Below are 22334 nucleotides of genomic sequence, written 5' to 3'. Positions count from 1 at the left end.
CGATGACGAACATCATGCGGCGCGATTTGAGGTCGCCGAGGCGGCCGGACGGCACGAGCGACAGGCCGAAGGCGAGGGCGTAGCCGGCGACGATCAGCTGCAGGGCGGTGGGCCCGGCGCCGAGCGACGCCTCGATGCTGGGCAGGCCGACGTTGACCTTCGACAGGTCGAGGATCGTCAGGGCGGCGACGCCGACGCAGACGGCGAACGCGCGCCACTTCTGGCGTTCCTCGTCGGAGCGGGTGCGAGCCGCGTCAGCGCTCGTCGGGGCAGGACTGTCGGATGTTTTCTTCATGGGATCGTTCTGTTATACGCCTGGACATGAACACCAAGTTGCCCACCCTGCAAACTATTCTCCGTGGCTAGGCAGGTAACAGCAGCTTGCTTACGTCAGGCGAACCGTCACCACTTGCGCGAATGCGACGATGATGACTGGGGCGATGTAAAAGGACGTCACGATGCGTTTCCACCCGCCGACGAGCTCATGCAGTAAGCCGCGCACGAGTCGCCGCTGGACACCGAGAAACGCCCCACGGCGATGAACAAGAACATCCAAGGCGTTGCGCCGACGCTTCCCGCCGACGCGCAGAAGGTCAATGGACAACCACATCCAAAAGACGATCGCTCCGCCGCCGATGGGGAAGAGAATGAATTGCCCGAGGCTCTCGGTCGCGTTCGAAAATCCCTCCGCACTCGTTAGCGCTTCCTCATATGACACGGTCACGAGCCACCCAATGAAGGCAGTACTGAAAAGTGCCAATGTCGCCAAAGCAAACTTCGTGAGTCCAATGGCTCGCCTGCCAAGAATGCTCACATCGGCGACCAAGGGCAAAGGGGGCACAACCGCAGTTACGAGCAACCCAACTGCTGCTGCTGATAGGGGCAGGAAGGCGACGAAAGCGAGGAACAGCCCGGCAAGAAACTCAGCCCAACTCTCAGGATTCGTCCAAGAGACCAAGACCACTGAGACAGGGACGACAACTGACAACCACACGGCGACTTGCTGCGCCCGCTCTGGCACTTTCGTTGACCTGATATTCATACAGGTAGTTTGAGATGGACCACCGACAAACGAGCCTGTTGTCTCGCATTCGAGTCGCAGAGATGGTCAAGGCAATCTAGGTGGCTGCGGAACGGGGCGGCCCGGGTGGGCNNGCGCCTCCCGGGCTCTGTCGGTCGGGGGAACCGAGAGCCGAGGAGGCGCGGGCGCGACGAGCGCTAGGCCGCCTTGATCAGGTCGTTCGGGTTGAGGACGTACTTCGTGGCGGCGCCCTTGTCGAACTCGGCGTAGCCGCGCGGGGCGTCCGCGAGGCTGATCGCCTGGGCGTGGACGTTCTTCGCGATGCTCGTGCGGTCGTGGAGGATCGCCATCATCAGCTGTCGGTTGTACTTCATCACCGGGCACTGGCCCGTGGTGAACGACAGCGACTTGGCCCAGCCGGTGCCGAGGCTGAGCGACAGCGAGCCCTTCTGGGCGGCCTCGTCGACTCCGCCCGGGTCGCCGGTGACGTAGAGCCCCGGGATGCCGAGGGCGCCACCCGCCGCGGTGATGTCCATCAGCGAGTTCAGCACCGTGGCGGGCGCCTCGTCACCCGACCCGCCGCCGTGCCCCTTGGCCTCGAAGCCGACCGCGTCGATGCCGCAGTCGACGAGGGGCTCCCCCAGGATCTGGTCGATCTGGTCGGCCGGGTCGCCCTTGGTCAGGTCGACGGTCTCGCAGCCGAAGCTGCGGGCCTGCGCGAGGCGGTCGGCGTTCATGTCGCCGACGATGACGACGCTGGCACCGAGCAGCAGGGCTCCGGTGGCGGCGGCGAGGCCGACGGGGCCGGCTCCGGCGACGTAGACGGTCGAGCCGACCTCGACGCCCGCGGTGACGGCGCCGTGGAAGCCGGTCGGGAAGATGTCGGAGAGCATCGCCAGGTCGAGGATCTTCTCCATGGCCTGGTCGGCGTCGGGGAACTTCAGGAGGTTCCAGTCGGCGTAGGGCACGAGCACGTACTCGGCCTGACCGCCGACCCAGCCGCCCATGTCGACGTAGCCGTAGGCGCTGCCGGGGCGGTCGGGGTTGACGTTGAGGCAGATGCCGGTCTTGCGTTCCTTGCAGTTGCGGCAGCGACCACAGGCGATGTTGAACGGCACCGAGACGATGTCGCCGACCTTGATGAACTCGACGTCGGGGCCGACCTCGACGACCTCGCCGGTGATCTCGTGGCCGAGGACGAGGTTCGTCGGGGCGGTGGTGCGGCCGCGGACCATGTGCTGGTCGGAGCCGCAGATGTTGGTGGCGACCGTGCGCAGGATCGCGCCGTGGTTGACCTTGCGCCCGACGTTGGCCGGGTTGACGCCGGGGCCGTCCTTCAGCTCGAAGGTCGGGTAGTCGACGTCGATGACCTCGACCTGGCCGGGGCCCTTGTAGGCGACCGCGTGATTCGTTGCCATGGTGATCCTCCTTGATCACGTGCGAGCACGGGACGTGCCCGATCTCTCGCAGGCTATTGCCCGGGTCGGGCGGGGCGACCGAATCACAGCGAGCGTTCAGGTGCGGGGCCGGGCCGCTAGCGTGGGGCGATGACCGCCCGCCGCCGCCGCGTCACCGCGGCCGTCGTGCTCGCGGTGTACCTGACTTGCCTGGTCGTCGCCCTCGGGGCCGTGACCGACGTGGCCCTGGTCGCGACCTTCGCCCGGGCGGCGGCCTCGACGGTCGTCGGTGCGGCCCGCTCGGTGGGGCTGCTGACGCTGTCGGACGGCTTCGTCCAGGCCCTGGCCGTGAGCGCCGCCGTCGTGCCGGTGCTGCCCCTGGTGGCCCTGGCCGCGCCGCGGCGTCATCGCGGCACGGCAGGTGCCGTCGCCGTCGGCGCCGTGCTGGTCGCCAGCGTCGTCGTGGCGCTCACGACGAGCGGGGACGCCGCGGTGAGCTCAGGAGGCGCGGGCGCGACGGGCGGACGCCTCGCGTCGCTGCTGTGGGCGGCTGCGGTCGGGCTGGCGCTCGGGCTGCTCGTGGCACGTGCGGCGGTCGTCGTCGGGTCGCCGACCCCGGTCGGCACGCCGGAACGGAGGGTGCGGGCGGGGGCGATCGCGGCCGCCGTGGTCTATGCCCTCGTGCTGGCGTCGATCGCCCTCACGGCCCGGCCGGTCGACGAGGGCTTCGGTCCGACACTGCAGCGCGGGCTCGACGTGCTGCACGGGATCGGCGTGCCGGTGTGGGTGGACTACTCGACGGTCGAGTTCACGGCCAACATCGCCCTGTTCGTGCCGTTGGGCGTGGTGGTCGTGTTGCTCGTCGGCCTTGACCGCTGGTGGTGGGGCGCCGTGGCCGGCCTCGTGGCGAGTTCGACGATCGAGCTCGGCCAGCTGGTCTTCTTGCCCGGCCGCTTCGCCTCGGCCGACGACGTGCTGGCCAACACGACCGGGGCCGTCATCGGGGCCCTGGTCGGGGTCGTGGTGCTCGACGTGGTGCATCGGCGGGCCGCCTCTCGGGCGTGACGGCGCCGATGGCGTGGAGGACGGCCGTGACGGGTCCGGCAACCACCCGACCGGGGCAGCGGCCAGGTCGACCTAGGCGGAAGGCCCGCGCTCGATCCGAGAGGCCCCCGGCACGCGCGAAGGCCCCGGGCTGATGCCCGGGGCCTTCGTGGTGAGAACTGGTGTTACGCGTTGCTGCGCGCGCGACGCTGCAGGGTCAGGACGACCATGAGCGCGATGCCGAGCAGGACGGCGCCGGCGGCACCCCAGATGACGAGGGTGGGGACGGTCGAGCCGGTGAAGGCCAGGCCGTCGTTGCCACCGACGGCAGCGGAGCCGGCGTCAGCTGCGACGACCGTCAGAGCCGAGGTGGCCAGGCTGCCCGACGAGACGCCGGTCGCGGTGAGCGAGTAGGTGCCGCGGGCGTTGGCCGGCAGCGTGACGGTGACCGACGCAGCGCCCGAGGCGGTGGCCGCCTTGGTGATGGTGACGGTCTCGATGGCGGCGAGCGTGACGCGGCCTTCGCCGGTGACGGCGATGCTCACAGTCTCACCCGGGGTGAAGGTGCCGGAGGCGAAGCCGACGGCGACGGGCTGACCGGCGACGACGCGGCCGCTGACCGTGACGTCGGTGGACGGTGCGTAGGCGCTGGCAGCGGTCGGGACGGCGAACAGCCCCACGACGACGAGCAGAGCGGTGGCGACGAACTTCTTCATGTGTGATCCCCTGAGACGTTGGTTGGCGCCTCTTCTAGTTCCCCCTGCGGAAACTGGACGCTTGCTCAGCTTAGGCGCGATTCACAGTTAATTTTTAGGGATTGTGTTTCGGTCCCGTGAACAGTAGGGGTCGACTCAATGCCGGGAATCGAAACCCCAGCCTTGGCCACGGTGTCTCCACCGAGAAACTCGACACGCATCGTCGAAGATTGTCCTGGTGAGAGGCTTTTTTGGTACTGGGTGACCGACAGCCCTGAGTCGGACGCCGTCTGCAGCCCGACTTCGGCGCCGTCCTCGGCCGCGGCAACGAACACCCCCGCATTGGGGGCATAGATGCTCACGTTCGTGCTGATGTCACCCGCCGGTGTGCCGAGCTGACCGCCTCCGGTGACGTACTCGGGCAGTGACGTCGCCGCGTCGGCCGGGGCGTTGTTGGTCAGGGTCACGTCGACGATCCAGCTGGGCCTGCCGTCCTGACGGCACACGGCCTGGCCGATCGAGATCTTGATGCCGAGGTAGTAGTCCATCTTCGAGGCCGTGCCGTCGTTGAAGTAGACGCCGAATGTCGGCCGATCGGCTGTGCTCGTCGGCAGTTCGCCGGCCAGGGTCGTCTCGGCGATGCGGCTCTGCTCGGTGTCGTCGGCGCTCCACAGGTAGAGGCGACGCTCCTCCCCCGCGCGAGCGAGGCCTGCGAGCAGGGCCGACGCGTCGAGGTCGCCCGAGGAGATGCTCGAGAAGACCGTGGCCGCGGCCCCCGCGAAGAAATCGTCCTGCTGGGTCGGGTCGGAGTATCGCGAGTAGGCGGTGCTGAGGAGCGTCGAGACGACGTTGTCGGACGTCAGCACGTCGCCGGTCGGCAGGGTGACGGGGCCGGTGGCCGTCAGGAGGTAGCTGAGGGCGACCGGATCGATGGAGAGGACGCCGTCCACCTCTGTGCCGAATTGCTGCTTCCACATCTCGCGGGCCAGCTGCGCGCTGAGCGGGAACTGCGGGGTGAGGTTGACGTCCTGGATGTACTGGCCGGTGATGGCGCCGTAGAGGCCCTGCGTCTCGACCGGCAAGGGCAGCACCGGAGCGTCCGCTCGGGGGAAGTCACCCGACGACGCCTGCTGGACCAGCGAGATCTTGCCGCCCTCGACCCGGAGCAAGGCGACGGCCCCGGGGATGCCGCCCGTGGCGCGGAGCTCGGCGTTGTTCTGGAACAGGACGAGATAGTCGCGTGGGCCGTCCGCACCCAGCATGCCGGGGGCCAGGTCGACCGCGCGAGCCACGACGTCGACCTGGGCGCTGGCGCCGCCGAGGACATCGACGAGCTGATCGACCGCGTCGGTCACCTGTGACACGGTGCCGCTCGTGTCGATGGCCTGGGCGACCTCGAGCTGGGACGTCAGCGTGTCGGCGGCGCGGTCGACGGCAGGCTGCGCGTCGACGAGGGGCTGCAGGTCGAGCGCACCGTCGACGGGCTTGAACGACTCGACGTCCACCGTGCTCGCCACCTCGGCCACGGGCACCACGGCGTCGTCAGCCACGGTTGACAAGACTCCAGACACCTGACGAACGGCGCGGAGGTCGTCCCCGATGAAGGGCACTACTTCAGCAACCCGCCAGACCGGGTCACTCGTCAAGTCGACGGCGGAGCGAACTTCTGCCTGAAGCTCTCGAGCCGCCCCGACAGTCGCTTCATCATTCGAGGTGAGGCTGCCCTGCACTTCGGCAGCGAGGCCAACCGCCGTCTGGAGGTGCTGACTGGCGAGGTAGCCGCGAATGCCAATCCACGCCACCGAGCCAACCACCACGATGACGAAGCCGAGGACGATCCAGCGCAGCGTCTTGCGGCCCGACCCCGCGAGTCGTCTCCCCGCGGGATCACCTGACATGTGCTCATTCAAGCAGACAGGATGCAGACGTCTTACGACCTCTGCATGGGAGATGAACACTTGACGGTCTCACCAAGACAGCTGGGGACACAGATCAATTCGTGCACCACCAGAGTCAGAAGTGTTCGTCACCTTTGTGTACATTCGCTACTGGACACTCCAGTTGTGCAGGAGATCAGGCGGGGGCTTGTCGGCGTCGAGTCGCGGACAGTCGCCGGACGCAGTGACGAGATCAGGCTCGTGCATCTGTCATCAGGCCGAACGGAACGGGGTACAGGCTTGAGGATTCTTCTCGACGGCTACTGGCTGGAGTCAGGACCACCCTCGGGTCACGGCTTGGTTCGAGCCATCGTCGAGCATTGGACGCAGGAGTATCCGAACGACGAAGTCTTCGTATTGATGCCGAAACGTAGGGCGTCAGACACTGTCGCCCCGCCAAACAGATTCACATTGGTAATGACGAATCTGCGCTTCCATCCACTCATCAACTGGTTCGGGTTGAGGTCAGCGGAACGGCGCCATGGTCCGTTCGATCTGGTCCTAGCTCAGAACTTTTCAAGCTCTTCTCCACAAGGTGTCGTCTTCATTCACGACGTTCTCTTTCAATCCAATCCCGAGTGGTTCGGCTTTAAGGAACGGCTGTACTTCGGATTGATGACGCTCTCGGCGCGCTTTTCCAAGAGCGTTCTCACCTCTTCCGATACCGAGAAGAACCGCATCATGCGACACAACCCACACCTGAAGCGCGTGGTAGCCACCGGTTTGGGAATGCCAGGACGAGACCGGACCGAGGACGAACAAGACGCAGTCGCTCACCTCACACCAGGCAGCTTCGTACTCTCCGTCGGCCGCCTCAACATTCGTAAGAACTTGACGCGAACGATCCACGGCGCACTGGAATCCGGGACGCTGTCTCCGGAGGCCCCGCTCGTCATCGTCGGCGAAGCGTCCGGGCTGATGAATGATCGAACGGAGGAGATCCTGGCCGCGGAGCGCCGAGGTGACGTCGTCTTCCTCGGCTTCGTTCCGGATGCCCAATTGATCTGGCTGTACGGTAACTGCCGCTTCATGGTCTTCTTGTCGCTCGACGAAGGCTACGGACTGCCGCCTCTCGAAGCACTGTCCGCCGGGGCGACGGTCTTGGCAAGCGACATCCCCGTCATGCGGGAAGTCCTGGGCGGCTCAGCGACCTATGTCGATCCCCTCGATGTCGGTGAGATCTCGCGTTCCATCAAACGGTTGCATCACACCAGCGGGTCGGACGACAGGGCTTCGGCCCCTCCAGGGCTCCGACCGTGGTCCTCAGTCCTCGCCATCATGCGGGAAGAGGCGTCCTTTCATGAATAGCTTCGCCCAACGGGCTTATCGCAGGCTCCGGGGTCGGTCACTGCCCCCGAATCTCCCATCTAGCGTTCTCACGGAGTTCGTGTTCGTCAAGGGAGTTGAAGCCGCGAGAGGAAGGCTGATGAACCCGTTCACACGCCCCGCCTTCTTCTTCCGAGGTCGCAACGTTCGCCTCAGGAACCGGCGATACCTCACTCTTGGTAAGGGGATTCAAGTCGGTGATGGGGTCGCGATCGATGCGTTTGGTCGTTCCGGGGTCTCCTTAGGTGACCACGTATCAATCGGCCGCGATGCCATGATCGCTGCCACGGGCGTCATTTCCGAACCCGGAGAGCATGTTCGAGTCGGGGCTTGGACCGCCATTGGGGCCTTCAACGTCATCTGGGGACAGGGCGGCGTCACCATCGGGACGCACTGCCTTCTCGGTCCGTACGTCGTCATCGTGAGCGAGAACCACTCCATCGATGACTCCATCGTCCCTATTCGCGATCAAGGTCATGTCCGGGCACCGGTGGTGATCGGTGACAACTGCTGGATCGGAGCCGGGGCAAAGATCCTCATGGGAGTCACGATCGGTGACGGAGCGATTATCGGTGCCGGTGCGGTTGTCACGAAAGATGTGGCGAGCATGTCCGTTGTCGGAGGGGTACCTGCTCGACTCATTTCGCAGCGCCAGGGCGGAGAGACACCTTGAAGGTCGAGGGCCCTCGGCCAGTGAGCGTTGTGGTCGTCACGTTCAACAGCCGTTCGATCGTCGGCGAAGCGCTTGCCCCCTTGTCCAAAAATCCCGCCGTGGAACTCGTCGTCGTGGACAACGCGTCGGCTGACGGAACAGCTGAGTTCATCAGAGAGGAGTTTCCCGATGCGACCGTCGTGCTCATGCCCTCCAATGTCGGCTTCGCCAAGGCCGTCAACGAAGGCGTTCGTCGAGCCCGTCACGACATCGTCATGCTCCTCAATCCGGACGCAGCGATAACGCCGAGTGCTGTCGAGTCGCTCGTGAGCGACCTCGAGACCGAAAATGCAGGCCTCGTCGCGCCACTTCTGAACAACCCAGGTTCTCCGCAGCGAGTCGTGCCGGCGGGGTTGATGCCGACCATCAAGCGGATGGGGTTCCACTATTCCGGACTGTCGCGTCTGGGAAAGAGATACCCGTGGAGCAGGGGCCACTACCTATTCAAGGATCAATTGAGTTCTGGTCTCATGGATGTCGACTGGGTGACGGGCGCGTGCATGCTCTTCACTCGAGAAACGTGGGAGCGCACTGGTGGCCTCAGCGAACGGTGGTTCATGTACGCGGAAGACATCGACTTCTGCCACCGTGTTCAGCAACTCGGGGCACGGGTCATCCTCGACACGCAGACTCACGCGGATCACCTCGTCGGGCAGAGTGATTCCACATCGTCGTTCAAATACAACGCAGCCTGGATCATCAATCTGCGTGACTTTTATACGACCGAATTGGCCAGAGGCACCTGGCAGCCAGCAGCATGGACTGCGGTCGTGAGCCTGGGACTCTTCTCACGCGGAGCCGCCTTTCGACTCGCTTCACTGCGAAGCAAGTCGCCCGCTCGACGCGACGATGCTCGACGCTTTTTCCACTACGCGGTGGCCCTCCTCCGCTCACCGATGAAGGTCAGCTCATCGTGAGGCGCTCGGTGATCATCTCGGCTTTCGCCTGCGACCCTGATCTGCCGAGCGAACCGACGATCGGCTGGGAATACCTGAAGACATGGCTCAAGATCGTTGAGAGCAATGATCTCGAGTTGATCGTGTTCATGAACGCCCGTTCGGCGATCGCCACAAGACGGCGTCTCGCTGCTGAGGGACTCCAGAGCGTGAAGCTCGAGATTCGCCCTGTTGCGCTGCCGTCGGTCCTCAGATTCCTCGAAAACCCCCGTCTCACGCGCATCGAATACCTCGTGTGGTGTCGACAGGTAAGACGCATCCTCACGTCCGAGTCGTTCGACGGTGTCCTTTTGGCACGGCACGTCACATTCGCGAGTGAGCTGCTTCCCACCCCGATCAGTGCCCTGACGGGTGCAACGTTTCGGGTGTGGGGGCCCGTGGGTTCCTCGGGCGAGGCTCGCGCCTACCTCGTCGAACCGAGACATCCGCAGTGGCGTCGGCAATACATGATCCAGCGCATTCGTGACGGCGCTAGTGCGTTGCTCGCCAGACAACACGCCCGGCGAGTCGATCTGACCCTGACGACGTCGAATAACCTCGCGGAGCGGCTGGAAAGGCAGGGCTCGCAGGCCGCCGTGTTCCCCAACACTCGGCTCACCGAGGACCTTTTGGCGCACATCCAAAGCAGTGCATCGCGGGATGCCGCGAAGTCACGCACCGAAGGCGCACCCACGTTGCTCTGCGTCGGCAATCTCATCACCCTGAAACGGTTCGAAGTGGCCATCGCGGCCCTGAAAGATCCACGTCTGAAGCGGGCAGAGTTGCGGATCATCGGCAAGACCCTCGGCGGTGAGAACTACCTATCCGACGTAGCCCGAGACCTGGGCGTGGCCGAGCGCGTCACGTTCCTCGGCCAGGTGCCCAGAACCGTCGTGCTGGACGAGATGGCTTGTGCCGACGTCGTCATCCATCCCTCGACACGGGAAGGAGCCTCGGGCGTCGTAGGCGAAGCCACGGCGATCGGCACCCCCGTGGTCTGCTTCGCGGGTACCGGTGGCGCAGCCGTCTTGGACTTCGCCCAGGGAAGCGGAATTCTCATCGATGCGGCGCAACACGACCGGAGCGGACTCGTGGCGACGGCCATCATCGATGCCCTCGAACTGCCTCGGCGCGCTTCACAGGTGTGGTTCGCCGACCGGTACGGGGAGTTCGAGCGGTATCTGCTAGCTCGAGCGCGCGAGGGCCACGAATGAGAAGAAACACAGCGAGCGTCGTCCCGCCGGGCCAAAATCGCCCTAAACGTGCCGCTGTTCTCGTTCAACGACTCGCCGACCAGGGCATGTGGTCTCTAGCGTTCTTCCTGTTTAACCTCCATGCGGCGTCGACGCTCAGCACAGAAGAGTTCGCGGCGCTCACCGTCGCCACGTCGACGGGCGTCATCGTAGCCGCGTGCGTTCGGGCCTTCGCCATCGACGGCCGAGTCATCGCTGGTGCCAAGTTGTCCCTGTCGGCATCGGCCTCGACATCGTTGGCTACGATCGCGGTCTCGTCCGGGGCCGGCGCAGTCGTCGCCACCGCATCTGCCCTCGTCTGGATACATCTGGGCGCCGGCGGCGCAACGGGTCTCATTCCCGTTGTCGCCGGCCTCATCGTCCTCGCTGACACACCGCATTACGGTCTGACGATGCAGGGGCGCTACGTCCGAGCACTCTCACCGGCAGCCGTCTATCTGCTGGCCGCCTTGATCGTTCTCATCGTGACGCTTTCGTCGCAGGAGGCGTCGGTTCTACTCGTATGGTCTGTGGGGCTGACGGCAGCAGCCTTCGTGGCCTGGATCGCGTCTCGAGGCGCTCCCGGGCGCGGAGTAACCGGGCTCATGATCGGAGTACAGACCAGGCTCGCCGCCGAGTCGCTCTACGCAGCTCTCGCGAGCCAGTTGGGCATTCTCATCCTCTTCTTGGTCAGTGCGCCTGCCGACACGGCTGGCATCCGGCTCGCGTACTCGATCGTGTTCGCGCCGGTATTCAGCCTGATTCAGGGACTGACCCCCTTGCTGCTGACCCGAATGGTCGAGCCAGAGGACGGCCAACCGTCGAGTAAGCGCCGTGTGATGCGGTTGTGGATGTCGGCAGGGACGACGGGCGTCGTGGTGTCCGGTGCAATCGGGGCCGTGCTCGGATTCTCTGTATGGGAAGGCACGACGTTCGAGAACGTCTTACCCTTCCTCATCCCCGTCGGAGCCTCGATGCTCGGGGCATTCATGCTCGACGCAGGCCTGCTCGATCTGCGACTCAGGTCACACCCGCGGACACCGCACCGCATCCGACTGCTTCTCGTGTCCGTCGACCTGCTCGTGCAATTGATTGCCACGTTATCGTTCGGCACGTCTGGCTTGACGTTCGCATTGTGTGCAGGTTTTGTCATCAAGGCCGTAGCGACAGGATGGATTTTCCTGAACGCTCGACGGGCCGCGCCCACTCACCCGCTGGAGACTCGATGAAACACGAGATTCGACGCATAGCTCGCGATGTCGTCCTGAACGGCTTATTTTCGTCGTCCATCGTGCCGACACGATGGCGATGGCGCCTCTACAACTTCATCGGGCTCCCTGTTCAGCGTTCCTACATCGCTCCGGGAGTCTTTCTTGGAAGTCGCCAGGTCTTCGTAGGGGCAGGTACGTTCCTGAATTCGGGCTGCTTTATAGACGGTGCGGCCCAAGTAAGAATCGGGGCCAACGTGAGTCTGGGAATGAGGACCATGGTCATCACGGGAACGCACAAGCTCGGTTCATCAGCGCGCAGGGCCGACGAGTCGGTCAGCATGCCCGTGACCATCGAAGACGGTTGTTGGATTGGTGCCAATGTGACGATACTTCCCGGAGTCACTTTGGGTCGTGGCTCTGTCGTCGGAGCAGGTTCGGTGGTCACGAAGAGCTACCCTCCGAACTCCAAGCTCGCGGGTTCGCCTGCCCGCCCTATGGGGGTTCCCCTTGATTGACAAGAATGCGTCGGGAGCAATGCGGCTTCAAACGACCAACCGTAAGAGGACGACGACGTCTCCTACGGCTCGGGGGTCCGCAGGGCAGTTCCGATCCATCCCCGTACGGTCTCGGCTCGAGACGTTCGCCGCAGTAGCCATTTCGATCACTCTGTTAATCAAGGTCCCTGGACTGAGCCTTTTCCCCGCGCCCACCTTGGTGATCGGACTGTTCCTCCTACCCGTCATAGGTGCAGCGCTCCCGCGTCTTCGCCGTCTGACGTTCTTCGTCGCAAGTACGATCATCGCCATCACGTCCGGATTTCTTACGCTTTTGGCGACCACGAGCGACTTCGGGACCCGAGGTTTGCCGGTGACGATCGCCACGATGGTCGCGTGGTTGATCGCCATCCCGGTCGCAGTTGCCCTAGGCGTGTGGGGACTACGACGCCTGCGGGTATCCACCGCAGTGGCGTTGTTGGCCACGGGTGGCATCATCGGAACGATCGCCACTGAAGTTCCCCTGGGCTGGAAGGGGAGCTTGGGGGTCTACGCGACGGCTCTTGCCCTGGCAGTGGTGAGTCGTCTACCTGTCAATGCGGCCCGACTCGTTCTTGTGGCCTCGGCAGCCTTGAGCACGGTTGCCGACGCGAGGTTCCTCACGCTCATCGCACTCATCAGCTTGATCTGTACGCTCCGCGGTTCGCGCATGGCTGACCGCATGCGTGTCCATCCCGTGGCCTGGTCCCTGGCACTAGCTGGGGTCGTTGCTCTGGCGTCTCAAGCCGCAGTATGGGCCATGAAGTCTGGATTGTTAGGGGCCGGCGTCCAAATGCGGACCCTTGCGCAGACGGCCAACGGTCGGTCATTGATCGAATCGGGCAGAACTGAGTGGGCGGGGTCCCTACACCTTTTCTCCGTCAACCCCTTCGGCTTCGGGATCGGTGAGATCACTAACAGTGGCGTAGCCCGAGACGCGATAGCCCGCGTCAGAATTGCGGGGGGTGATGTCACTTCCGATTACTTCACCGTCAGCGTGTTCGGTGACCGTGTCGATCTACACTCGATGACCGTAGACCTCTGGTATCACTTCGGGATCGGTGGATTGGTGTTTGTAGTCGCCTGTCTGCTCTTGCTGGGTCTGTCGCTGCCTCACGCGGTCAGACAAGGTGGCGCACTGGGTGGCGCCTTCGTCCTCGCCATTCTCGTAGCCTTGTGGGACCTCGTCTTCAGCCCCATGGGCAATTCCGATCGTCTCATCTTCGGGCTCGTTATCGCTGCCTTCCTGGCGGCTCACGCGAACGACGAAAGGCGACGGACGCGTCCCGAAGATGCTGCGCCCCTGGAAAGTCCAGCCCTCGCCTCATGAGTTCACGAAACTAAATCGTGTCTGCCGCGGCTCTCCGACGGGGCCCCAAGGTACGGTTACGGTCGACCCGATGACATAGGAAAACGTTTGAACACCCGAACCCCGCGCAAGGCCGCTTTCGTCGTAATCGCAGGCACCCTTTCCCTTGCAACTGGCATAGCCGCCATCGTCCACCATCGACATCACGTGGCTGTCCAGGCCGCCGCATGTGAATCTGTCGGCGCCTACGAGCGATCAACTGGGGGCTCGGTCCACACTCGCGGAAAAGCCTCGGGTATCGCGGTGATCGGTGACTCGTACTCGGCAGGAGACCATCTATCGAACCGCGATGAGGCTTGGGTCAATGACTTCTCTGGAGACACTGGACTCAGCCTGAACGTCTTCGCCGAAAGCGGCACGGGCATCGTCAACCCAGGCTTCTGCGGCAACGGTAGGTACGAAGCTCGAATCAGTTCAGCCCTCCTCAGCCTGCCGGATTCACTCATGATTCAGGGCGGGTTGAACGATGTAGATGCGAGTGATGAGGAATTGACATCTGAGACACGGGATCTTTTGAACACCGTTCGCGTCGTGCCAAGAGTCTTCGTTATCGGTCCGCCCGATACGCCGGCTCGTCAAGGTGAGGACCGTGTCGACGACATTCTCCGGAAGGAGTGCGCTGATCTCGATATTGCGTACATATCAGCCCTGCACTGGCCCCTCGAATTCGGGCCGGACCAGGAACACCTCACAGCCACAGGGCACGCGGAGTTTGCGACGTCCCTCGAGGCAAGCTTGGAAGCCCTGTCGCCGTCACCCTTCCCCTGATTTAGCGGACGCAACTGCCGCCTCAATCAATAGGCACCTTCGCGGGAGAGAACTGCCCGCAAAGTCCGCCATAGAATAATGAGGTCCCCGGTCATGGACCAATTCTCAACGTAGAAGAGGTCCAGACGCACGCTGTCTTCCCATGAAAGATTTGAGCGCCCGCTCGTTTGCCAGAGCCCGGTTATGCCAGGTTTCACTAAAAAGCGGCGATGGACATGACGGGCATAGTTCTCTACTTCGCGGGCTAGCGGTGGGCGTGGCCCGACTAAGGCCATATCCCCTCTTACAACATTGATGAGTTGCGGAAGCTCATCCAGGCTGAATCGACGTAGCAAACCCCCGATCCTCGTCACCCTAGGGTCATCCTTCAACTTGAAGAGCATCGAGTTGCCCGTGTTGCGGTCAGACGAGAGGCCGCCGAGTCTCTCTTCGGCGTCGACGACCATCGATCGGAACTTGATCATTCGGAATGGCTTGCCGTTCAGACCGACTCGGTCTTGCAAGAAAAAGACAGGCCCCGGTGAGCTTACTTTCACGAGCAGAGCGATCACGAGGAGGATGGGCGACGCGGCGACGACCATGAGTGATCCTGCAAGCGCATCGAAGAACCGCTTGGCGAAGAGCTTCTGCCCGGAATAAGTAGGAGTCTCGACGTGGATCAGCGGGAAACCCACGACTGGTCTGGTGTGGATTCGCGGGCCCCCGATGCCGGACAGGCTTGGCGCGACGACCAGGTGCTGACCTCCGGGCTCAAGGCTCCAGCTGAGTTCCATGACTCGCTCCGGAGAGAGATGATCCGAACTCGTGATGACGACCGTGTCGGCCTTGCTCCTGACGAGAGCGAGAGCGAGAGCGTCGAAATCACCGTAGACGGGTACCTCAAGATCACCAGCAACGGTCGCACTCGCCGGATCATGCAAGCAGGCCCCGACGACCCTGTAACCCGCTGAGGGTTGCAGAGCGAGCTGCCTGGCGAAGTGTTCGACGGTGTTCTGGCTGCCGACAAGGAGGACCTGGGCCGAGAACCTACCCTGGCCCCTCTGGACGATGAGCCACTGCCGCCACAACCACCGAGACAAGAGCAAAACGAGCGTCCCCAGCGGGAATGCCATCAAAATGTAGCCGCGAGCCAGATCCACGTGGAAGAGAAAGGCCGCGATCGCGAAGACGCCGAAAACCCGAAGACTGACGTCGACGATCAATTTGTACTCGTTACTACCCGTTCCCACGACACGATCCGCTCGCGAGCCGTAAAGCCCCAGGACACCGAGCCAAACGACGATCAAGATGATGCTGATCACCGTGTAATTAACCGCCACGTCCCGCAGGTCGCCGCGGAAGGCGACGTTCGCCGTGTCGATGCCGAACCAGGCGATCTGCACTCCGAACACGACCCAGATCAAGACGAGCAGATCCGTGACCATCAAGCGTCGCGAATATGCCTTACTCCAACCCACCGTGGAACTGGCTTGCCGGATCTCACGGGTGCTCGGGGATGTGCTCATCTGTCAGTCACCACGTTCGTCCCTCATCCACCGAGACGAACGACTTACCGCCAGCGAGCAGCCACACGGTCTCACCAGAGCGAGCGAGGGCGACACCGTCGACCGACTCCGCGCTTGCAGCACATCCGAGGGGGTCAGGTGCGCTGCCAGCCGTGACGGGAGTGGCGACGGACCGCACGGCGATGCCGTCGCATCCGTCTTCACCCCCGACAGCCAGGAGATAGCCCGTGTCCGAAGCGGCCACGTCCTGGAGACCGGGTACAGCGATCGCCAGCCAATCACCAGTCCCGTTCCTAGCCTCGAGGATGCCGGGGCAGACGACGATCGTGTTCGATCCCTGCGAGAGGACCCGCGTGGGCGAATCACAAGGGGCGGGAACGCTGCCGTCGGACAGCCACACCGTCGTCTGGTCGACGTAGGCCACCCCGGTGGAGTCCGATGGGTACTCCTTCCAGAACTCACCGCCCGTGAACGACGACCAGTATTGGAGTGCGCAACTGTCACCCACTCCTCCATACACAGAGGTACGCTCCGACCCTGCGCTCAAGGCCACGACGGTCCGCAGGTCGAACGGCATGGTGACCACGTCCCAAGTCGCTCCTCCGTCGGCGGTCCGCTCGACACGAGCCGGCGTTCCCTCGCAATCGCCGCTCGTCGCGCGCCAGGCTTCGGTCACGCTTACGGCCGACAGGAACACCTGCGGGGCGTCGTCGCGTGCAAGAGCAGACGACGAGGCAGTCGGAGTGGGCGTCTCGGACGGCGAGGGGGTGGCGACGGCCTCGCCTGGCTCATGCGAGAAGGTCGGGATCGGTCCGGCCTCGGCCTGGGCCCGAGGTTGCGTCGACGAGACGGCGGCGGCGATGAGCCCGACGTCGACGAGAACCAGCACGCCGAGCAAGGCGAACCACCACACCCCGCGACCGCCCCGCATGCCCTCCCCCGCCGACCTCATGCGGCCGGTCCTCCGCCGGCGTCCGAGAGGCGACGATCAGGTGCCCGGAGAGCTGCCACGATCGAGGTGACAGCGTCGTCGACGTCCGTGGCTGCTCGCTCGTGGACGTCGACCGATCGACGATACGGGTCGACGACGTCCTCGGCGTCCGGGTCGGTCGCAGGAGGGATCATGCCACGCTGTCCAGCGACCAAGCGGACCACCTCTGCGGTGTCCCCGGCCATCTCGAGTTCCGCAAGACCGAGTGAATCGGCGAGCCTCGCGAACTGTCGCAGCGTGAACGTCCGCCGAGTCGCCCGCGGAGACAGGCGGACCACGGCGGACCGGTGCTCGCGTGAGGCGGTCAGCACGAGGTCGGCGCTTTCGGCCAGTTTCTCGGTCAAGTAGGTCGCCTCGTGCCCGTCTGGCACGCCACCGTGACGCCGCGACTGCTCGGCGGCGAGATCGTCCATCGACGCCCCATCCTGCGCCATCGTCCCCGCACTCGTCACGACGAACGGCGTGGCCGAACCCAGGAGTCGGGCGGACAGGAGCTGCTCGGCCAGGGGCGAACGGCAAATGTTGCCCGTGCAGACGACGAGGATCGTGAACGGGCGGGTCGAGGTCACTTCGCAGCCTTGCGAGCGGCGCTGCCGACGCGGATGCGTTCCTTCTTCTCCGCTTTCGTGTCGCCATCGTCGTCGATACCGTAGCCGTACGCTCCCCCGTAACGCCCGTAGCCATAAGCGTCGGGGCCCTTGGTCGGCATCATCGTCATGACGAACCCGGCGATCGGAGCACCCACGCTCTCGAGGGCGCTGACGGCCCCGGCGAGCTGGTTCTTGTGCGTCTTGCCGGCCGACACGACGACGATCGCCCCGCTCGCACTCTTCGAGAGGATGGCGGCGTCCGTCACCGGCAGCAACGGCGGGGCGTCGAAGAGCACGTAGTCGAAGCGCGTCTCGAGCTCGCGGATCAAGTCGGCCATGGCGCGTGAACCGAGCAGTTCGCTGGGGTTCGGCGGGATCTGCCCGGCCGGGAGCACGTGAAGTTGGCCGCGACCCCACGGCTGGGCGACGTCCGCCAGCTCGGCGCGACCGATGAGAAGGTCGGTGAGACCGGCTGCGTCGTCGAGCCCCATGTACTGGCCGAGCTTCGGGCGACGCAGGTCGGCGTCGATCACGATGACCCTGGCGCCGGCGCTGTCGAGCGCGATGGCCAGGTTGGCCACCGTCGTGCTCTTGCCCTCGCTCTGCACCGACGACGTCATGACGAACGTGCGGGCGCGGCCACCGAGGTCGAGGAACTGCAAGTTGGTCCGCAGAGTGCGGAACGACTCGGCGCGCGGGCTGCGGGGGTCGGCCTGCACGATGAGCGGTCGCGACTGCGCCTTCGGGTCGAACGCGATGCCGCCGACGACGGGCGCCGAACTGATGCGCTCGACGTCGGCCTCGTTGCGGACGCGGTTGTCGAGGACGTGACGGAGGACGGCGATGCCGATCCCGATCGTCAGGCCCACCAGGAGGCCCAAGGCGAGGTTCAGCGGCACGTTGGGACTCACCGGCTGCACAGGCACCTGAGCCTCCTGCACGCGCGTCAACTTCACCTGCGAACCGCTCCCGTCACCGGTCGACTCGATCTGCTCTACAGCGTTGGTCAAGCTCTGGGAGGTGGCATTGGCTATGTTGGCTGCCATAACGGCGTCCCTCGACCGCGCATTGATCTCTATGAGGGTCGTATCCAACGGAGCGCTGGCCGAAATATCTTCCGCCAGTTCCTCGGCGGTGATGTTTAGTCCTAGAGAAGAGATCACTGGAAGCAGAACGATTGGAGTGGTCACGAGGCTCGCGTACGTTTTCACGCGTTGCTGAGTGAACGTGTTGCCTTGATTCAGATCGGCCACGCTGCCACTCGTCTGGGTCGACACGAACACCTGAGCTGACGCCTGATAGTCCGGCGCCTTTATTAGGGCATAGGCAGCGCCTAGCCCCACGCCGACAAGCACCATAACGACGATGAAGGCCCACCCTTTGCGGAGGACGGTGATGTAGTCGCGAAGCTCCACGGCTGGGTTCCCCTTGCTCGATGTTGCACCCGCCCTGATCCGGGGTACATCCCGGCCATCGTCCCACATGAGGACGTCTCGAACGCGCCGCCGCGACCAACTGCCCCCGTTCGGGGGTGGGCGACCTCGCGGGCGCCCTGCCTGCCCTAGCGTGGGCCCATGACCGGGCAGCCCATCGACGACCGTCCGGCACCCCGATCCGCGCGCTGGGACCTCGCCTACGCGGCGCTCGCGCTGGGGGCCGTCGTGGTGGGTGCGCGCATCGTGGGCGACCTCGTCGCTCGGACCCCTTCGATCCCCCCGTGGCTCGGCACCGCGGCGAGCTACGTCGTCGTGTGGGTGCCGCTGCTCATCGCCGTCGTCGTGGCCTGCGCCGGGCTCGGCCGAGGCGGCGCGCGACGCATGCTCGGTCTCTCGTTCCGGTGGACGGACCTCGTCTGGGGTCTCGCCGCCGGCATGGGTGCCCGGGGGCTCGACGCCGGCCTCAACCTCGTGTCGACCGGCGACACGGGGCTGGCGCCTCAGCCCACCCTCGACGGCGGCCCCGACCTGGCGACGTCGGTCGTGCTGATCCTGGCCCCGGTGCTCGTCGCTCCCCTCGTCGAGGAGGTCTTCTTCCGGGGGCTGCTCCTGCGGTCACTGGACCGGGCGCTGACGGGTGACACGCGCCTCCTGCGGGTCCTCGCGACCACGAGCGCGGTCATCGTGTCGGCCGCGCTCTTCGCCGTGCTGCACGTCGCCGTCGGGCTGAACGTCGCGCCGACGACGGCCACGATCATCGTCGTCAGCACCTTCGTCTTCGGCCTGATCGTCGGCACCCTCGCGAGCGTGACCGGACGCCTCGGCGGCGCGATCGTCGCCCACGTCGTCTTCAACGGCGTCGCGGTCTGGGCGACCTGGCCGGCCTGACGCCGACCAGGTCGCACCGCCTCACCCGACCAGCTCGTTCGCCGTGCGCAGCACCCGCGCCGAGACGAGCTCCTCGCCCACACCGGCCACGTCGGAGGCCACCGTGAACACGGCCGTCTCGCCCGGCAGCAGGGTCACGAGCATCTCGTCCACCGTCGCGGCGGGGTCGACCTTGTCGACGAGCAGCGCCAGGTCGCGCACGAGCGAACCCGCCGTCACCTCGACCCGGTAGCCCGCGCCCGCCGCCACGCCCACGCCCCCGGCCACGCCCGCATCCGCCCCCGCGGCCAGCGCCGTCACCGACGTCGTCAACGCCGCCGCGGCGAGCGCCGAGTCCCGCGGCTCGACCGGGAACCACAGCCCGCGCGCCACCCCGTCCACCGACGCGACGAGCAGCTCCGACTCGGGCGCCCCGAACTCCGCCACCGTCGAGGGCACCGGCACGGTCGCCGTGTCGCGGGCCGCCACCGTGAGCGACACCTGCTCCGAAGCGAGGACGCGACCGTCGTACGCGACGCGCCGCAGCGTGAGCGGGCCGACCAGCGCCTCCTCGGTGTCGTTGACCACCACGGCCGCGAGACTGCCGTCGCGGGGCTGGATCGTCACGAGCCGGTCGGCGAACGCGTGCCGCATCGCGTAGAGCAGCGGCTTGCGCTGCCCGTCGCCGTCGACCGCGGCCCACGACGTCACCGGCCAGCAGTCGTTGATCTGCCACACCACGGCCCCCCTGCACCGCGGCGCGTGCGACCGGAAGTGCTCGAGCGCCACCTGCACCGCATTCGCCTGGTTCAACTGCATCGCCCAGTGCCACGCCTCGATCTCGTTCGGCAGCGGGTAGTGCGCCAGCAGCCCGTCGGTCAGCTTGTCGTTGCCCTGCATCGCCTTCTGGTGCACGATCATGCCCGGCGACTCGGGGGTGAGCGGCTCGTCGTGGATCGCCCGCGTCATCGCCGACCAGGTCGGGGGCCCCTGCCAGCCGAACTCGGCCACGAAGCGCGGCACCACGTCACGGTAGGTCGGGTAGTCCTTGCGGTTCCACTGCTCCCACAGGTGCACCGACCCGTGGTCGGGGTCGCTCTGCGCCACGTCGAGGCTGCCCGACCAGGGGCTGCCCGCCGCGTACGGACGCCCCGGGTCGAGCTCGCCCACCAACGCCGGCAGCAGGTCGAGGTAGTAGCCCAGCCCCCAGGTCGCCCCGTCGAGCCGACGCTCCCAACCCCACTCGTCGTGACCCCAGATGTTCTCGTTGTTGCCCGTCCAGAGCACCAGGCTCGGGTGCGTCATCAGCCGCGTCACGTTGTCACGCACCTCGGCCTCTACCTCGCCGCGCAGCGGGTCCTCCTCCGCGTAGGCGGCACAGGCGAACAGGAAGTCCTGCCAGGTGAGCATGCCCCGCTCGTCGCACAACTCGTAGAAGTCGTCGGACTCGAAGATGCCGCCACCCCACACCCGCAGCAGGTTCACGTTGCCGAACTCGGCCTGCTCGATGCGCTCCCGGTAGCGGTCGCGCCCGATGCGGTGCGGGAACGCGTCGTCGGGGATCCAGTTCGCCCCCTTGATCCACAGCGGCTCCCCGTTCACGACGACCGTGAAGCTCGTGCCGATGTCGTCGGGGTCGACCTGCACCTCGACGGTCCGGAACCCGATCCGCGACGACCACTCGTCGAGCACGTCGTCCGTCGAGCCCCCGCCGGCCGGCGCTTCGGCGCCCGGCGCGTCGACACCCGAGGAGGCGCGGGTCGCGTCGACCCCGTCGCCGTCGCCCCCCGAGGAGGCGCGGCTGGCGTCCCGGCCCGCTCCCCCGGTCACCGAGACCCTCACGTCGGAGAGCGGCTGCCCGCCGTGACCGCGCGGCCACCAGAGCTCGGGGTCGTCGACGACCACCTGCAGGACGGTGGAGTCCGCGCCCGGCTCGACCCGCGCCTCCTGCGTGACGTCGCCGACGGTCGCCCGGACCGTCACCGGCCCAGCGTCCGCCCCGGCGCGCTCGAGGTCGACGTGCACGTCGACGACGCCCCGCGCCCCGTCGACCGTGACGACCGGTCGCACCGCCGCCAGCCGGACCGACGACCACGACTCGAGCGTCACGGGCTTCCAGATGCCCGAGGTCGCCGTGTCGAGACCCCAGTCCCAGCCGAAGCTGCACGCCATCTTGCGGATCGCGTTGTAGGGGTGGTGGTTCACGTGCGGTCGGTAGCCGAGCGCCAGGCTCTGCGCGTCGGCATAGGCCACCGGCGAGCCGAACCGCACCTCGAGGTCGTTCGACCCCTCGCGCAGCCGGCCGTCGACCGCGACCCGGTAGGTGCGGTGCTGGTTGCGCGTCTCGGCCACCACCTCGCCGTTGAGCAGCACGGTGGCCACCGTGTCGAGGCCCGCGAACACCAGCTCGTGGCGGTCGTGCCCGTCGGGCTGCCAGTCGAAGGACGACGTGTACGACCAGTCGGCCTGCCCGATCCAGGCGAGCAGGTGCTCGTTCGCGTCGAGGTAGGGGTCGACGATCAGGCCGGCCGCCAGCAGGTCGGTGTGCACCGTGCCCGGGACGGTGGCGGGCACGTCGACGGCCGCGATCTCGGGAGGCACGGGGCCGGCGGTGCTGCGCAGGCTCCAGCCGGTGTGCAGGGTGCGGGCGGTGCGGTGCGTCGCGCGGGTCGTGGTGCCGGTGGTGGTGGTGGTGGTGGTTGGGGTGGTCTCGGTGGTGCTCATGTCGCTCCCAGCGATCGAGTGAGGGGGTGGTGGTGGCAGGG

The 22334-nt window shown here is 65.7% G+C and carries 19 protein-coding genes and 1 pseudogene; 10 read left to right on the top strand and 10 right to left on the bottom strand.

Going from position 1 to position 22334, the window contains the following annotated elements; translation table 11 throughout:
- The 3 genes and pseudogenes from ASE87_RS16585 to fdhA all read right to left on the bottom strand — a co-directional run.
- Positions 1 to 295 (bottom strand): annotated as a pseudogene (locus tag ASE87_RS16585) (MFS transporter); the annotation flags it as partial.
- Positions 296 to 385: 90 nt separating this feature from the next.
- A complete protein-coding gene (locus ASE87_RS03370) occupies positions 386 to 1042 on the bottom strand; it encodes a hypothetical protein (RefSeq protein ID WP_157489666.1) in 657 nt (218 codons plus the stop codon).
- Between the two features lie 176 nt (positions 1043 to 1218).
- The gene (gene fdhA / locus ASE87_RS03365; protein WP_043593702.1) at positions 1219 to 2439 is read right to left on the bottom strand and encodes a formaldehyde dehydrogenase, glutathione-independent; all 1221 of its coding nucleotides are present in this window, start codon (positions 2437 to 2439) and stop codon (positions 1219 to 1221) included.
- A 129-nt stretch (positions 2440 to 2568) separates the two neighbouring features.
- Between fdhA and ASE87_RS03360 the strand changes: the two genes are divergently transcribed.
- Positions 2569 to 3483: a VanZ family protein gene (locus tag ASE87_RS03360; RefSeq protein WP_056225903.1), complete on the top strand. Its 915-nt coding sequence runs from the start codon at positions 2569 to 2571 to the stop codon at positions 3481 to 3483.
- A 164-nt stretch (positions 3484 to 3647) separates the two neighbouring features.
- Here the strand turns inward: ASE87_RS03360 and ASE87_RS03355 are convergent, their stop codons facing one another.
- Both ASE87_RS03355 and ASE87_RS03350 read right to left on the bottom strand, forming a co-directional pair.
- Positions 3648 to 4178: a hypothetical protein gene (locus ASE87_RS03355; RefSeq protein ID WP_056225900.1), complete on the bottom strand. Its 531-nt coding sequence runs from the start codon at positions 4176 to 4178 to the stop codon at positions 3648 to 3650.
- A gap of 65 nt (positions 4179 to 4243) precedes the next feature.
- Positions 4244 to 5707, bottom strand: a complete 1464-nt coding sequence (locus tag ASE87_RS03350; RefSeq protein WP_235472176.1) for a DUF4012 domain-containing protein — start codon at positions 5705 to 5707, stop codon at positions 4244 to 4246.
- An 804-nt stretch (positions 5708 to 6511) separates the two neighbouring features.
- On the opposite strand from ASE87_RS03350, the gene ASE87_RS15720 reads away from it, so the two are divergent.
- From ASE87_RS15720 to ASE87_RS15700, 8 genes are all read left to right on the top strand, one after another.
- A complete protein-coding gene (locus ASE87_RS15720) occupies positions 6512 to 7402 on the top strand; it encodes a glycosyltransferase family 1 protein (protein ID WP_162235857.1) in 891 nt (296 codons plus the stop codon).
- Between the two features lie 118 nt (positions 7403 to 7520).
- Entirely contained in the window at positions 7521 to 8093 is a 573-nt protein-coding gene (locus ASE87_RS16870) for a DapH/DapD/GlmU-related protein (RefSeq protein WP_157489664.1), read from the top strand.
- Between the two features lie 20 nt (positions 8094 to 8113).
- On the top strand, positions 8114 to 9049 hold the full coding sequence (locus tag ASE87_RS03340) for a glycosyltransferase family 2 protein (protein ID WP_162235856.1): 936 nt from the start codon (positions 8114 to 8116) through the stop codon (positions 9047 to 9049).
- An 8-nt stretch (positions 9050 to 9057) separates the two neighbouring features.
- The gene (locus tag ASE87_RS03335) at positions 9058 to 10281 is read left to right on the top strand and encodes a glycosyltransferase family 4 protein (RefSeq protein WP_162235855.1); all 1224 of its coding nucleotides are present in this window, start codon (positions 9058 to 9060) and stop codon (positions 10279 to 10281) included.
- Positions 10278 to 11528 carry a hypothetical protein gene (locus ASE87_RS16285; protein WP_162235854.1) on the top strand — a complete coding sequence of 417 codons (1251 nt, stop codon included), beginning with the start codon at positions 10278 to 10280 and terminating at the stop codon, positions 11526 to 11528. Before ASE87_RS03335 ends, ASE87_RS16285 begins: the two co-directional genes overlap by 4 nt.
- Entirely contained in the window at positions 11471 to 12025 is a 555-nt protein-coding gene (locus ASE87_RS16890) for a DapH/DapD/GlmU-related protein (RefSeq protein ID WP_200925437.1), read from the top strand. The genes ASE87_RS16285 and ASE87_RS16890 overlap by 58 nt, the downstream gene beginning before the upstream one ends.
- 352 nt (positions 12026 to 12377) lie before the next feature.
- A complete protein-coding gene (locus tag ASE87_RS03325) occupies positions 12378 to 13373 on the top strand; it encodes a hypothetical protein (RefSeq protein WP_157489663.1) in 996 nt (331 codons plus the stop codon).
- An 87-nt stretch (positions 13374 to 13460) separates the two neighbouring features.
- Positions 13461 to 14180 carry an SGNH/GDSL hydrolase family protein gene (locus tag ASE87_RS15700; protein WP_162235852.1) on the top strand — a complete coding sequence of 240 codons (720 nt, stop codon included), beginning with the start codon at positions 13461 to 13463 and terminating at the stop codon, positions 14178 to 14180.
- Positions 14181 to 14206: 26 nt separating this feature from the next.
- Here the strand turns inward: ASE87_RS15700 and ASE87_RS03320 are convergent, their stop codons facing one another.
- The 4 genes from ASE87_RS03320 to ASE87_RS03305 all read right to left on the bottom strand — a co-directional run bounded on the left by ASE87_RS03320 (position 14207) and on the right by ASE87_RS03305 (position 18681).
- Entirely contained in the window at positions 14207 to 15604 is a 1398-nt protein-coding gene (locus ASE87_RS03320) for a sugar transferase (RefSeq protein WP_235472175.1), read from the bottom strand.
- Positions 15605 to 15692: 88 nt separating this feature from the next.
- Entirely contained in the window at positions 15693 to 16574 is an 882-nt protein-coding gene (locus ASE87_RS03315) for a hypothetical protein (RefSeq protein ID WP_157489661.1), read from the bottom strand.
- A 59-nt stretch (positions 16575 to 16633) separates the two neighbouring features.
- Positions 16634 to 17245, bottom strand: coding sequence for a low molecular weight phosphatase family protein (locus ASE87_RS03310; protein WP_056225879.1), 612 nt, complete (start codon positions 17243 to 17245; stop codon positions 16634 to 16636).
- Entirely contained in the window at positions 17242 to 18681 is a 1440-nt protein-coding gene (locus tag ASE87_RS03305; RefSeq protein WP_056225876.1) for a polysaccharide biosynthesis tyrosine autokinase, read from the bottom strand. The genes ASE87_RS03310 and ASE87_RS03305 overlap by 4 nt, the downstream gene beginning before the upstream one ends.
- A gap of 159 nt (positions 18682 to 18840) precedes the next feature.
- Between ASE87_RS03305 and ASE87_RS03300 the strand changes: the two genes are divergently transcribed.
- Positions 18841 to 19590 (top strand): CPBP family intramembrane glutamic endopeptidase, encoded by a 750-nt coding sequence (locus ASE87_RS03300; protein WP_056225873.1) that lies wholly within the window; start codon positions 18841 to 18843, stop codon positions 19588 to 19590.
- A gap of 21 nt (positions 19591 to 19611) precedes the next feature.
- On the opposite strand, the gene ASE87_RS16015 is transcribed toward ASE87_RS03300, so the two are convergent.
- The gene (locus tag ASE87_RS16015; protein WP_157489660.1) at positions 19612 to 22293 is read right to left on the bottom strand and encodes a glycoside hydrolase family 2 protein; all 2682 of its coding nucleotides are present in this window, start codon (positions 22291 to 22293) and stop codon (positions 19612 to 19614) included.
- Positions 22294 to 22334: the final 41 nt, after the last annotated feature.

This window comes from Frigoribacterium sp. Leaf44, assembly GCF_001421865.1.
GTDB lineage: Bacteria > Actinomycetota > Actinomycetes > Actinomycetales > Microbacteriaceae > Frigoribacterium.
This window is presented reverse-complemented; position numbering and strand designations above follow the sequence as displayed.

What these genes read in the sequence shown, in the direction of transcription:
- ASE87_RS16285 (WP_162235854.1), top strand. Translation starts at nt 10,278, where the DNA reads ATGAGAAGAAACACAGCGAGCGTCGTCCCGCCGGGCCAAAATCGCCCT.
- fdhA (WP_043593702.1), bottom strand. Translation starts at nt 2,439, where the DNA reads ATGGCAACGAATCACGCGGTCGCCTACAAGGGCCCCGGCCAGGTCGAG.
- ASE87_RS03360 (WP_056225903.1), top strand. Translation starts at nt 2,569, where the DNA reads ATGACCGCCCGCCGCCGCCGCGTCACCGCGGCCGTCGTGCTCGCGGTG.
- ASE87_RS03320 (WP_235472175.1), bottom strand. Translation starts at nt 15,604, where the DNA reads ATGGTCACGGATCTGCTCGTCTTGATCTGGGTCGTGTTCGGAGTGCAG.
- ASE87_RS16870 (WP_157489664.1), top strand. Translation starts at nt 7,521, where the DNA reads ATGAACCCGTTCACACGCCCCGCCTTCTTCTTCCGAGGTCGCAACGTT.
- ASE87_RS16015 (WP_157489660.1), bottom strand. Translation starts at nt 22,293, where the DNA reads ATGAGCACCACCGAGACCACCCCAACCACCACCACCACCACCACCGGC.
- ASE87_RS03355 (WP_056225900.1), bottom strand. Translation starts at nt 4,178, where the DNA reads ATGAAGAAGTTCGTCGCCACCGCTCTGCTCGTCGTCGTGGGGCTGTTC.
- ASE87_RS16890 (WP_200925437.1), top strand. Translation starts at nt 11,471, where the DNA reads ATGGATTTTCCTGAACGCTCGACGGGCCGCGCCCACTCACCCGCTGGA.
- ASE87_RS03370 (WP_157489666.1), bottom strand. Translation starts at nt 1,042, where the DNA reads ATGAATATCAGGTCAACGAAAGTGCCAGAGCGGGCGCAGCAAGTCGCC.
- ASE87_RS03300 (WP_056225873.1), top strand. Translation starts at nt 18,841, where the DNA reads ATGACCGGGCAGCCCATCGACGACCGTCCGGCACCCCGATCCGCGCGC.
- ASE87_RS15720 (WP_162235857.1), top strand. Translation starts at nt 6,512, where the DNA reads ATGACGAATCTGCGCTTCCATCCACTCATCAACTGGTTCGGGTTGAGG.